The sequence below is a fragment of the Phenylobacterium sp. genome, from assembly GCF_004299445.1.
Classification (GTDB): Bacteria; Pseudomonadota; Alphaproteobacteria; order Caulobacterales; family Caulobacteraceae; genus Phenylobacterium.
Window position 1 is genome coordinate 32,622 of sequence record NZ_SCTC01000083.1, and the last position, 12,879, is coordinate 45,500.

The window sequence follows — 12,879 nt, forward strand, 5'->3', positions numbered from 1 at the left end:
CTACCTCTGCTCCCACCAGTACGGCGCACGCTTGCGCTCGCCGGTGACGACCTCGTTCATGGTCAGCGGATCGTAGAGCCGGCCACCCAGCATGACGCGGTGAACCTTCTCGCTGTTGCGGATGTCGGTCGTGGGGTCAGCGTCCAGCACCACGAGGTCGGCCAGCTTGCCAACCTCCAGCGAGCCGATGTCCCTGGCCATGCCCAGCGAGCGCGCCGGCACGATCGTGCCCGCCTGCAGCGCCTCCATCGGCGTCATACCGCCGCGGACGAACGACCAGAGCTCCCAGTGGGGACCGAGGCCCGATTGCTGGCCGTGGGCGCCGATCGAGACCGGCACGCCGCGCTTGGCCAGCTTGTGCGCCTCGCGCGCACTGTCGTCGTCGACGTAGTCGCTCTCAGGGGCGATCTCGCGACGCACGTTCTCGGCGGCCAGCCGGCTGGGCGGCACATGGCGCTTGAGGATCGGCTGCTCGAACACGTCGGTGTGCGCGCGCCAGTAGGGGTCGGCCGCCAGCCCGCCGAACGTCACGACCAGGGTCGGCGTGTAGTAGGTCTTGCTCTGCGAGAAGAAGCTGAGAACGTCCTCGTAGAAGGTCGAGAGCGGGACGTTGTGCTCGACGGTCGAGTTGCCGTCGGCGATGTGGGTCATATCCAGGCCGAACAGGGCCCCGCCCTCGGCCACCACCTGCATGCCCTCGCGGCGGGCCGCCTCGGTCAATTGCTGACGCTGCTCGCGGCGGGGCTGGTTGTAGTTCTTGATGCTGTGGGCGCCCTGGGCCTTCAGCCGCCGGACGTGGGCCAGCGCGTCGTCCAGGCTGTCGATCTGGGCGTAGTTGCCGGCCTGCTTCGCGCCATAGACGATGGTGCCCGTCGAAAACGTGCGCGGGCCCAGGATCAGGCCCGCCCGCTGCATCTCGGACGCGGCAAAGATCTCGGTCGAAGGATACGACGGGTTATGCGCCGTCGTATTGCCCATGGCCAGGTTCAGGATCATCGACCAGTTCTGCTGCGGCACCAGCTCGTCCACCCCGTGCGGGCCGTGGGCGTGCGCGTCGATCAGGCCCGGGATGATGGTCTTCCCGCCCAGATCCACGACCTTTGCTTCGGCCGGCACAGAGACTGCGCCCCGCTTGCCCACAGCCGCGATACGGTCGTCGCGGATCACGATGACTCCGTCGTCGATCACGCCGCCGTCCGGAGCCGCCATCGTCACGATCCGCGCGCCGGTCAGCGCCACGGTCCCCCTGGGACGGTCGGCGGGCACGTCCATCGACAGCGACACGCCCGTCTTCGGCGGCTGGAACTTCGCGGCCCCTTCGCCGGGAGGCGCCGAGGGGAACAGGTCCTTGGCCGCCGCCGTGTAGACCACCGGCCCCAGGCTCCAGTGCAGCTGGGTCCCGCCGCCCGACCAGTTGACGTAGTCGGCCCCGCCGACCGAGGCGCGGGTCACCGGAAGGGGCCCGCCTTTCAGGTCGACCGCCACCTCCTGCGTCCCCGGCATCAGCGGCATCACGCTGACCTCGTAGTTCTGGCGGAAGGCGAACAACGCGCCATCCGGCGAGACGAAGTAGTCGTTCACCAGTTCGCCCGCGGCATGGACGCGCTTGGCCTCGCCGTTCAGGTCGGTGGAGACCAGCTGCAGCTTGCCGCGCTCGCGCCCGACCATGAAGACTCGGTCGTTCGAGGCTCCGAACTGCGGCGACGAAAGATCCTTTGAGATCCGGACCGCCGCGCCGCCCGTAGCCGGCGCGCGATAGACACCCTGGCTGTCAGACCACTCGCCCGACGTCAGGCCGCCGCCGCCGCCCTTCTCGAACACGATCATCTTGCCGTCCGGCGAGAACACCGGCCGGGCATAGTGGCCGGGCTGGATGGTGACGGTGCGCGCCGCGCCTCCGCCTGCCGGGACAACCTGGACCTGACCCAGGCCGTTGTCGGTCCAGCTTACGAAGGCGATCTGCTTGCCGTCGCGCGACCAGGCCGGGAACAGCTCCATGCCCTCGACGGCCTTGGTCAGACGCCGGGGCTCACCGCCGCCCATCGGCTTCACATAGAGCTTCCCCAGGGTCTCGAAGACCACAGTCTTTCCGTCGGGCGACACGGCCGCGAAACGTGGAATCTTCGTCTGGATGCGATCGGGCGAGACGGCGATTTGTGGGTGGGGGCCATCGATGACACCGCGGGTGTCGTTCACCCGGAAGGGGATCACCCCGGCGTTCGCGCCATCGGCGTCCACGCGCCGGATCTTGCCTCCGGCCCAGAAGACGATCGACTTGCCGTCCGGAGTCCAGGCCATGTTGGGATAGAGACCACTGACGGCCCACACCTCCTGCACATCCTGGTCCAGGGCGTCATAGACCTTGCGCTCCACTCCCGAGGTCAGGTCCTTCACATACAGCTTGGACTTGGTCCGCTCGCGACGGACGAAGGCGATCTTCTTGCCGTCAGGCGACGGGGCCGGCCGCACCGATCCGCCGGCGCCCGACACGGCCGTGGAGATCTCACCTGTCTCCAGGTCGTAGCGCTCGATGTTGAACAGGTCGGTGTTCGAGTCCTGGGCGTACTCGAAGATCGGGCCGGGCGTGATGTTGCGGGTGTAGAAGATCGACTTGCCGTCCCGGGCGTACACCGGCTCGCCCAGTTCCTTCTGGTGCTGCTCGTTCGGCCGCTTCACCAGCACGACGCCGGCCCCGCCCGACACGTGATAGAGCCAGACCTCGCCGGTCCCCAGCGAGCGGCTCGTGGTGAAGTGCTTCTTGGCGGCGATGAATCGGCCGTCCGGGCTCCAGGTGGGCTGGTTGAGGAGCCGGAAGTCCTCCCTGGTCACCTGGCGCTTGTCGGACCCGTCGACGTTCATCACCCAAATGTTGTCGCCGCCGCCCCGGTCGGAGGTGAACGCGATCCGCTTGCCGTCGGGCGAGAAGCGCGGCTGCACCTCCCAGGCCAAACCCTCTGCTATGCGCTTCGGCGTCCCTCCGCTGATCGGCATGACGTAGATGTCGCCCAGGAGGTTGAAGGCGATCGAGGCGCCGTCGGGGCTGACGTCGAGGTCCATCCAGGATCCCTCGTCGACGTTGATCGGGACCTGACGGACGACTGCGCCCTGCGGCGCGTTCACATCCCACTTGGCTGGCTTCTCGGGCGGCGTCTGGGCGTGGGCCTGCGACAGGCCGACCACGGCGGCGAACACGCCCGCGAGCTTGGAGTTCATGGCACCCTGCCTCACACGTTAGGGCCGGGGCCCACGCAAGAGTTCTAGGCAGCCCCGCAGCACACGACAACGCTCGTCGCCATGGACGCCCAGGATGCGCGCCATCGACACGCAACGACCGCAGAATTCGCGCGAGGGGTGGCTGGTCGTCACATCCATGGTCTAGGGCTGGAACGCATATCCCGATCGAGCGACGAAAGACCGACCTATGACGCTTCCCGCCCTTCGCAGCCTTGCCGCAGCCGCGACGCTCGCGCTCGCCGCCCTGCCCGCGGCCCAGGCCCTGGCGCAGGATGCGAAGCCAAAGCTCATCGTCGCCATCAGCATCGACCAGTACAGCGCCAACCTCTTCGACGAGTGGCGCGGAACCTACAAGGGCGGCCTGGCGCGCATGGCGAGCGGCGTCGCCTATCGCAGCGGCTACCAGACGCATTCGGGCACCGAGACCTGCCCCGGGCACTCGACGCTGCTGACCGGCAAGCATCCGAACAAGACCGGCATCGTCGCCAACGCCTTTCTCGACCCGGCGACCCGGCGGCCGGTGTACTGCGTCAACGACACCAGCGTCGTGCTGGCCCATGACGCGAAGGCCAGCCCGGTGGGCCCGGCGCGCCTGGAGGCTTCAACCCTGGGCGACTGGCTGAAGGAGACCTCGCCCCAGAGCCGCGTCGTGGCGGTCTCCGGCAAGGACCGCGCGGCGATCACCATGGCCGGCCATAAGCCCGACGGCGTCTTCTGGCTGTTCAGCGGCTACGGTTTCACCACCTACGTCCCGCCGGGCGGCGACGCCGCCAAGGCGTTGGCCCCGGTCGCGGCGACCAACCGGCGGCTCGCGCCACGCTGGACCCAGAGGCCGACATGGACCTACCAGACCCCCGCCTGCCGCGCCGCCGCCACAACGGTGGAGATCGGCGGCAAGACCTGGGAATCCAAGCTGCCGCCGGACGGCTATGCCGCTTCGATCCCGGCCGCCCTCATCAACTCGCCGGCCGGCGATGAGATCACCGGCGAGGCGGCGCGCGACCTGATCAAGCATTATCGTCTCGGCCAGGGGCCTGCGACCGACCTGCTGGCCGTCAGCTTCTCGGCGACGGACTGGGTCGGCCACCGCTACGGCACGCGCGGTCCCGAGATGTGCGAGCAGATGCACCGCCTGGATGCGACGCTTGCCAGGCTGTTCGTCGACCTCGACGCTCTGAAGGTGCCTTATCTGGTCGTCCTCAGCGCCGACCATGGAGGCTCCGACATCCCGGAGCGCCTGCGCGCCCAGGGCTACCCCGCTGGTCGCGTCTCGGCGTCGGAGGTGATGGGCCGGGTCAACACCGCCTTGATGGCGGAGTTCAACCTGAAAAAGCCGCCGCTGGCCGGCTCGCCCGAGGAAGTCATGCTGCTCGAGGTCGCCGGCGTCGACCGGGAAAAGCTGATGGCCGCCGCCGTGCGCACCCTGGCCGCCCAGCCCGAACTTGCCGCCGTCTTCACCCGCGAGGAACTGCTGGCCACGCCGATCCGCAAGGGCGCGCCGCCCGAGGAGGTCAGCCTCAAGGAGCGCTTTGCCATGAGCGCGCATCCGACCCGCTCGCCGGACATCCTGAGCGCCCTGCAGCCGCTGACCAGCCTGGGCACGGGCATGAACGGCGACTCCCGGGCCGGTCACGGCTCACCCTGGAACTACGACCGTCGCGTGCCGATGCTGTTCTGGTGGAAGGGCGCCAGGGCCGAGGACCGCTTCATCCCCGTAGAGACGGTCGACATCGCCCCGACACTGGCCGCCGCCATTGGCCTCACACCCCCCGCCGATATCGACGGCCGATGCCTGTCCCTGCCGGCCGGAAGCGGCGTCGCATGCCCGAAAGCTCCTTAGGCAGAGGGCGACCAAGCCGCCGACGCCCGCGATCGGTTCAATCGATACCCGCGATGACGGCCGCCGCCTCGGCGAAGGCCGTGTTCGCGATCGGAACTCCGGCATAGATGGCGGTCTGCAGGAGGACCTCCTTCAGCTCATCGCGCGTGAACCCGCCCTGCTCCAAACCGGAGCGGACGTGCAGACGGAACTCCTCCCAACGGCCGAGGGAGGCGGTCATCGCGACGACGAGCAGGCGGCGGGTGCGGTGGTCGAGCCCGGGCCGGCCCCAGACCTCGTTCCAGGCATAGCGCGTGATCATCGCCTGGAAGTCGGCGTTGAAGGGCGTGCGGGCCGCGAGCGCGCGATCGACCCAGGCATCGCCGAGAACCTCCCGGCGGACGGCCAGGCCGGCGTCGAAGAGGGTCGCCCGGGCCTCGTCGGCGGCAGCGTTCCCCGCCAGGAAATCGACGATGGCGCCGGCCAGCCCGGCGGGCGCCTCAAGGCTGGGCAGGTGGCCCGTGTCGAGGGCGACAGCCCGGGCGCCGGGGACGGCCGCCGCGATCCGATCTCCATGCCCCTCGAAGGGCGTCGAGACATCGCGGTCGCCGGAGATCACGAGCGCCCGGGCGCCTATACCGGAGAGGCGCGCCGAAAGGTCCATGTCGCGGATGGCGGCCCCGCATCCGGCATAGCCGTCAGGACTCATGGCCAGAAGCCGGGTCCGCGCGCTCGCCACGACGCCCGGGGTCTGATGTCGGAACCGTTCTGAAAAGAACCGCTCCATGGCCAGGTCGGCGATCGCGCTCAGCCCCTGCCCGCGCACAGTGTCGATGCGCGCCTGCCACGCGGCGGGGTCCATCTGGGCCGATGTGCAGACCAGGACCAGCGCCTCGACCCGCGCAGGCGCCTTCAGCGCCAGCGTCATGGCGATCATGCCGCCCAGCGACACGCCGCAGATTGCGGCGCGCGGCGTAGCCGCCGCATCCAACACCGCCAGGGCGTCGGCGGCGAGGTCGTCCAGGCTGTAATCCCCGGCCGGGGCGTCCGAGGCGCCGTGCCCGCGGACGTCCATCCGCAGCACCCGGAAGCGCGACATGAGGTGCGGGACGACGCCGTCCCAGAGGCTCATGTCGCAGCCGATGGCGTTCAGAAGCAGCAGAGCCGGTCGATCGGCCTCGCCATCCACGCGCCAGTAGAGGCGAACGCCATCGCGGCTTACGAACGGCATCAGCGGTCCTTCCCGTAGTGGCCGAGCGCCCGCCGCACGAGCGCCTCGGCGTGGCCCACGTCCTCGTCGACGCCGGCCGCGCGCAGGTTGCGCCGCATGGCGGCGGTGTCCACCTCCAGGTCCTGCGCAACAGGGCGCATGGCCGAGAGCGCCGCGTGGGCCAGGCCGAACAGGTCGGCGAGGACCGGACCTTCCGCCTGCCAGCCCCCCAGGCCACGCTCATGCTCCTGCGGGAGACCGCTGAGAATCGCGGACGTGAGCCCTGGCGCGCGCACCGCCGCCGAAAGCGCCACCTGGCAGCCAGTGGGGTTGCGCTTGTGGGCCATCGCCGACGAGCCGCCCCGGCCCTCGACACGCGGCTCGAACGCCTCGCCCACCTCGGACTGGGCCATCAGGGCGACATCACGCGCCATTTTGCCGACTGCGCCGACGAGGATCGCCAGCGCCGTCGCCACGCCGGCCAGCGCCTCGCGGCGGGCATGCCAGGGAGCGACCGCAACGGCCAGGTCGAGGTCGCGGGCCATTCGCTCGGCGACGGCAGGGCTGAGGCCAGCCATCGTGCCCACGGCGCCACCCAGTTGCAGCACCAGCGCCTGCGCGCACTCGCGATCCAGCCGCCGCGCCGCGGCATCCACCCCCAGCAACCAATGCGAGACCCGCAGCCCAAAGGTGATGGCCTGGGCCGGCTGCGTCAGCGTGCGGCCCAGCATCGGGGCCGCGGCATGGTCCCGGGCCAGGCGGGCAAGGGCTTGCGTGAGGTCCGCCGCCTCGGCCGCAACCAATGCCGCGGCGGCTTTCGCCTGGAGCATGATGACGGTGTCCGCCAGATCCTGGCTGGTCGATCCGAAGTGAACATGCGCGCCGCCTTCGGGGCCCGCGAATTCGCGCAGGCGCGCCACCAGCGGGATGGCCAGCGTCCCCGCGTGCGTGGCGGCCTCGGCAAGCTCGGCCACGTCGAATGTGGCGGAGGCGCAGGCGCTCGCGATGGCGTCGGCCGCGGCCTGCGGGATGATCCCCTCCTCCGCGCTGGCGCGGGCCAGGGCGGCCTCGAACGCCAGCGCGTGGGCCAGCGTCGCCGCATCGTCGAACACCGCCAGCATGGCCGGGGTCGACCCGGGCCGATCCCTGAGGAGCGAGGTCACATGTCCCTTCCCGGCTCAGATGTCGAAGAAGACGGTTTCGTGCTCGCCCCGCAAGCGGATGTCAAAGCGCCAGAGCGCGTCCCCGGCGCGGCGCGCCACGAGGGTCGCGCGCCGGGCGGCTGGGACCAGCCCGAGAATAGGATCGTCCTCGAGCCCCTCTCCGTCCTCGAAATACAGGCGCGTCACCAGCCGCTTGATCAGGCCGCGGCCCAGGACGCCGACCGCGATGTGAGACGCCTGCAGGCTGTTGCCGGGTCCCGGAACGCGGCCTGGGCGGATCGTACGGAAGCGAAACGTTCCATCCTCGTCCGTCGCGGCCCTTCCGAAACCCGGGAACGCAGGCGCGAGGGACGGGTCGGCCTCCGAGGGGTAGCGGCCTGCCGAATCCGCCTGCCAAATTTCCACCAGGGCGTCCGGGACCGCCTCGCCGGCCCCGTCTGTCACGCGGCCCGTGATCTCGATGATATCGCCCGCCACGGGGCCGCGCGGGCCCGCGACGTGCAGCAGATCGTGCCCGGACGGGATCAAGTCGGGCCGCGCCCCGAGGTCGGACGTCCCGACCAGATCGGCTCCACCCTTCCAGGGGAGGGCGTAGTGGAAAAATGGACCCACGGTCTGCCAGGGGGTCTGGCCGAACCGCTCAGGACTCTGATTGTCGGCCACGCTCACGCCTCCATCGGCGTGGCCCCGGGTCCGCGCAGCACCAGGTCGAAGAGGTAACCCAGGGCCCAGCTCGGCCGGGTGGTGTCGAGGTCGAAGCGGGCCACCAGCCGGTCCCGAAAGGGCTGGGGCACGGCGCAGGCGATCGGGTCGAGCGGGATCAACGGATCATCGGGGAAATACATCTGGGTGACGAGCCGCGTTGCGAACGCCGGACCCAGCAGCGACAGGTGGATGTGCGACGGTCGCCAAGCGTTGTCGTGATTGCCCCAGGGATAGGCGCCCGGTCGCACGGTGACGAACTGGTATCTCCCCTCGGCGTCGGTGATCACCCGACCCATTCCCGTGAAGTTGGGATCGATCGGCGCGTCCCACTGGTCCTTGGCGTGGATGTAGCGGCCGGCGGCGTTGGCCTGCCAGATTTCAACGAGGGTGTTCGCTGCCGGGCGCCCGCGCTCATCCAGCACCCGTCCCGCCACGATGATCCTCTGGCCTTGCGGGACGCCGGCGTGATGAGCCGTCAGGTCGGCCATGGCCGGGCCCATAAGCCCCGCCGCGTCGCGGGGCCCGGTCGTCTCGGTCAGAGTCTGGGGGATCCGCACCAGGGGCCGCGAGGGTGAGCGGAGGCTGGTGGACTTGTACGGAGGATGCAGCGAGGGGGGCTGCCCCGCATCCTCCCGCGCGTACGCGTCAGGCTCAGCCATGCGACACCTCTCCCGCCCCTCAGCGTTCTCGTCGGGAACCTACATCCTCCACACCAGCGTCACCCCATAGGTCTTCGGCGGGGCATAGGGCACCAGCACCTGCCTATAGGGGGCGAAGGCGGTGACGTAGGTGGCCACAAGTTCGTCGGTCAGGTTCTTGCCCCACACGGCCACCTGCCAGCGCTTGTCGGGCGAGGTCAGCGCGAGCCGCGCGTCGACATTGATGTAGCCGGCCTGCTTCTGGGTCGCGATGTTGGACGCCTCGAAGAACATGTGCGCCTGGTTGGTGTAATCGACCCGGCCCAGCACGCCCCAGCCTTGGACATCGAAACCATACTGGGCGCCCAGGTGGATTTTGTCCTTGGGCGAGCGCGGCAGGCTGTTGCCAGTGAAGTTGGCCGTCGCGCCGTTGGCGAAGCTGGTGAACTTGGCGTCCAGGTAACCATAGGCCGCCTCGAGCTGCAGGCCGGGGATCGGCCGCGCCACCAGTTCGACCTCAAACCCATCGATCTCTGCCGTCGCAGCGTTACCCACGACGACGCAGCACAGTGGCACCAGCTGCGAGACCTGCAGGTCCTTGTAGTCGGTGTGGAAGACCGAGGCGTTCACCTGCAGGCGCTTGTCCAGCCACTGGGTCTTGGCGCCGCCCTCGTAGCTCCAGGCGTACTCGGGGTCATAGGGGGTCGACTGGCTGAGCGCCGTGCCGGCGATACCCTGGAACCCGCCGCTCTTGAAGCCCCGCGTGGCGGAGGCATAGACGAGGATGTCCGGCGTCGCCTGCCAGTCCGCTGCGAAACGGGGCGTCAGCGCATTCCATTTCTTGCGGCCGCGGACGTCGTAGTTGGCGCCCAGCGGGGGCGGCTGGCCGGGGCCGGAGACCTTCATGCCGATGAAGCGGCCCGACTTCTCCTCCCAGGTCTGGCGGAGACCGGCGGTCAGCGTGAGCGTGTCGGTGACGTTGAACCCGACCTGACCGAACAGCGCATAGCTCTTGGCCGAAACGTCCTGCGGATAGGTCGCCACGCCCGTCAGGGCCGGCGACGGGAAGTCCTGGCGCAGGTCCTCGATGCGGAAGTTGTCCTCGTGCAGATAGTAGGCCCCGACCTGGCCGCTCAGGCGGCCGCCGAAGGCGTCGAACGACAGTCGGACTTCCTGGCTGAACTGATCGTTCTTTTCGTGATCGGTCTGGGTCGACTCGATCTGGTTCGGAGGGTTCACCGGGTTCGCGAAGAACGGGATGCGGATGTTCGTCGTGACCGCGCGATAGCCGGTGATCGAGGTGACGGTCCCGAGCGCGGTCTTCCAATTCACCTCGCCCCGATAGGTCTGGAGCCAGCGGCGCGTGTAGCCGTCGGTGTAGGCGTTCACGATGCGCGGGTCGGGGTTGACCCCGACACAGTGCACACCGCCCCGGAGGGTCGCGTCGCAGATGTTGTCGCGCGGGTTGCCGCGCTGGTCCTGGTCGGTGAAATCGGCCGCCAGCACGATGTCCAGGTCTTCGCTGGGCAGGTAGCGCAGGGCGACAGCCGCGGTGCGCAGGTCCTGGTCGTTCACGTCATTGCCGGTGGTCTGATTGAACTCGTATCCGTCGCGCAGCTTCACCGAGACGCCGCCCGACAGATAGACGGTGTCGCTGAGCGGAATGTTGCCCCGAGCGCTGAAGGTGCGGCGGTCGTAGTTGCCGAGGCTGCCTTCGACGCGGAAGCGGGTGTCGTTGGACGGCTTGCGGGTCACGTACTGGATGAGACCGCCGACCGCGTTCTTGCCGAACAGCGTGCCCTGCGGCCCCCGGAGCACTTCCACCCGCTCCAGATCCATCGCGTCGATATCGGGGGTGCCGCCACGCCCGGCGTAGACTCCGTCGACAAAGACCACGACCGAGGCGTCGCCACCCGCGTTCTGGCTGATGCCATAGGCCGAGCCGATGCCGCGGATGGCGAAGTTGGGCTGCACCGGGTCCACCTGACCGGCGCTGAATCCGGGCGTGCGGATGGCAATGTCCTGCAGGGTTTCGATGGACTGCCGCTCCAGCGCGGCGGAGCCGAAGGCCGTCACCGCAATCGGCACCTTCTGGATGTTTTCCTCGACCCGCTGGGCGGTGACGACCAGTTCCGAAACCTCGGCTTCCTGCGCGGCGGCGTGTCCGGCCGCAAACAGGGCGAGGGTCATGGCCGCCCATGAGACACCGTCGGTCAGACGCTTGGACATATCGCAACCTCCCCGTTGACCCCGTCTTCATCGCAGGGCCTGTCGTCACGGTACACCAGATTCCATAGTATGCTAAGTATTCTGCTCAGCGGCCTCCACGGCGCGGGCGAAGGGCTTGAGGCCGACGCTCAGGACGATTGCCGCGATCGGCAGCGCGACAGCGGTCACGATGGCCAGGCCATAGCGGAGATCCTCGGGCCGCCCGAAGCCGAGGTCGGTGACAAGGGCGATGGCGGTCGGGCCCAGGCCAAGCCCGATCAGGTTGGCGACCAGGAAGTACAGGGCCACCATCCGCGCCCGCAGGCGGTTGGGCGTGATCATCTGCAGCGCCGCGCCGGCCACGCCGCCGTGAAGGGTGCCCACCAGCATGGCCACGATCATCAGGCCCAGAGCCACCGGCGCTGTCGGGGCCAGCGCCATCCCGACGAACAGGGGCGCCAATAAGACGGCGTTCAGTCGAATGACCCTCAGGTGCGCGTCCTTGAGGCCGCGGCGATAGAGACGATCCGCCAGCCAGCCGCCTAGCAGTAGGCCGCCTGCGCCGCAGGCCGCCGTCGCGACGCCAAACCACAACCCCGCCTGGGGCACGGGCATGCCGTAGGTGCGATGCAGGAACTGCGGAATCCAGGCCATGGCGCCGTACATGACCAGCGCCACCAGGGCCATCCCGCCGAAGTGCGAGGCGATGGCGGCCGGGTGCGACTTGAGGAACGCGATTAGTTCGCCGCTGCCTGCTGTTGGCGCCACGCCCTGGCGCGGCGGTTCGCGCACCGTCAGCGCCACCAGCAACGCCACGAGCAGGCCGGGCAGGCCGACCCAGAGGAACGTCAGTCGCCAGGGCTCCAGGGCTCCCACCAGCGGCAGCATCACCGGAGGCCCCTCGGTGACCATCTTCACCACCAGCGATCCCGCCACCAAAGCGATGCCTGAGCCGAGCGGCACGCCGATGGAATAGACGGCCATCGCCCGGCCCAGCTTTTCGCGCGGGAAGTAGTCGCCCAGCATCGAGTAGGCGGCGGGCGACAGGGTCGCTTCGCCGACACCCACCCCGACCCGGGCCAGGAACAGTCCGACGTAGCCGCGCGCGAAGGCGCAGGCCGCTGTCATCAGGCTCCAGGCGGCGATCCCCGCCACGATCAGGCCCTTGCGCGCGCGGCGGTCGGCGAACCAGCCCAGCGGGATTCCGAGGGCGCTGTAGAAGATGGCGAACGCAAACCCCATCAGCAGGCTCATCTGGGTGTCGCTGATGCCGAGGTCCGCCTTGATTGGCCCGACCAGCAGACTGAGGATCATCCGGTCGATGAACGAGAGCGTGTAGGCCAGCAGCAGCACGGCCACCACATACCAAGCATAGGTCGGCGAGGCCGGGCGGACCGGCTCGCTACTCAAGACTGAAGATCCTGTAGCGGACCCCGGCGGCCGTCCGCTTGCCGACGCCTACGGCCACGGTCGCGTTCAGCCAGCCGTAGCGATCGTCGGCCGTCTCGAACACCGGCTGGATACGGAAGTAGTAGCTGTCTTCGGACAGCCCCTCGACCTGCGCCGGATCGCGGAAGGCCGGCAGCACGTCCGCGGGGATCACCAGGCGCCCGCCGTAGGTGACGTAAATCATTGCTCCGTCATGCGTCTTCCAGATGGAACGGACGTCGATCAACGTGAGCGCGGCGCCATCGGGCCCGGGGCCCAGTTCGGACCAGTCGCCGCCGCCAGGCAGCACTTCGCCGCGCAGCCGCTCGCCCTCGACTTCGCCTCCTGCGATGTAGCTGACGCGCCGGTTGCGGAACGGCGACTTGCCCAGCGCCAGCGGCGCGTCGTCGTCTAGCCGGATATCCACGACGCACAGCGGCCGGCTTCTCAGTGTGTCCGGTTCCAACGTGCCCT

Annotated in this window: 9 protein-coding genes; 1 reads left to right on the top strand and 8 read right to left on the bottom strand. The window is 69.2% G+C overall.

All coding sequences use genetic code 11. The features are described 5' to 3' along the window. Positions 1 to 3,213, bottom strand: coding sequence for an amidohydrolase family protein (locus EPN98_RS23250; protein ID WP_293365331.1), 3,213 nt, complete (start codon positions 3,211 to 3,213; stop codon positions 1 to 3). A 208-nt stretch (positions 3,214 to 3,421) separates the two neighbouring features. Between EPN98_RS23250 and EPN98_RS23255 the strand changes: the two genes are divergently transcribed. Continuing rightward, on the top strand, positions 3,422 to 5,074 hold the full coding sequence (locus EPN98_RS23255) for an alkaline phosphatase family protein (protein ID WP_293365332.1): 1,653 nt from the start codon (positions 3,422 to 3,424) through the stop codon (positions 5,072 to 5,074). Positions 5,075 to 5,111: 37 nt separating this feature from the next. On the opposite strand, the gene pcaD is transcribed toward EPN98_RS23255, so the two are convergent. From pcaD to EPN98_RS23290, 7 genes are all read right to left on the bottom strand, one after another. Beyond that, positions 5,112 to 6,284, bottom strand: a complete 1,173-nt coding sequence (pcaD, locus tag EPN98_RS23260) for a 3-oxoadipate enol-lactonase (RefSeq protein ID WP_293365333.1) — start codon at positions 6,282 to 6,284, stop codon at positions 5,112 to 5,114. Then, entirely contained in the window at positions 6,284 to 7,426 is a 1,143-nt protein-coding gene (gene pcaB, locus EPN98_RS23265; protein ID WP_293365334.1) for a 3-carboxy-cis,cis-muconate cycloisomerase, read from the bottom strand. The genes pcaD and pcaB overlap by 1 nt, the downstream gene beginning before the upstream one ends. A 15-nt stretch (positions 7,427 to 7,441) precedes the next feature. Further along, complete coding sequence (pcaG, locus tag EPN98_RS23270) at positions 7,442 to 8,089, bottom strand: protocatechuate 3,4-dioxygenase subunit alpha (RefSeq protein ID WP_293365336.1); 648 nt, start codon at positions 8,087 to 8,089, stop codon at positions 7,442 to 7,444. A gap of 2 nt (positions 8,090 to 8,091) precedes the next feature. After that, positions 8,092 to 8,790 carry a protocatechuate 3,4-dioxygenase subunit beta gene (gene pcaH, locus EPN98_RS23275; RefSeq protein ID WP_293365337.1) on the bottom strand — a complete coding sequence of 233 codons (699 nt, stop codon included), beginning with the start codon at positions 8,788 to 8,790 and terminating at the stop codon, positions 8,092 to 8,094. A gap of 39 nt (positions 8,791 to 8,829) precedes the next feature. Continuing rightward, positions 8,830 to 10,998 carry a TonB-dependent receptor gene (locus EPN98_RS23280; protein ID WP_293365339.1) on the bottom strand — a complete coding sequence of 723 codons (2,169 nt, stop codon included), beginning with the start codon at positions 10,996 to 10,998 and terminating at the stop codon, positions 8,830 to 8,832. A 72-nt stretch (positions 10,999 to 11,070) separates the two neighbouring features. Further along, positions 11,071 to 12,387 carry an MFS transporter gene (locus tag EPN98_RS23285; protein ID WP_293365340.1) on the bottom strand — a complete coding sequence of 439 codons (1,317 nt, stop codon included), beginning with the start codon at positions 12,385 to 12,387 and terminating at the stop codon, positions 11,071 to 11,073. Continuing rightward, entirely contained in the window at positions 12,380 to 12,871 is a 492-nt protein-coding gene (locus EPN98_RS23290) for a DUF3237 domain-containing protein (protein WP_293365342.1), read from the bottom strand. The genes EPN98_RS23285 and EPN98_RS23290 overlap by 8 nt, the downstream gene beginning before the upstream one ends. Positions 12,872 to 12,879: the final 8 nt, after the last annotated feature.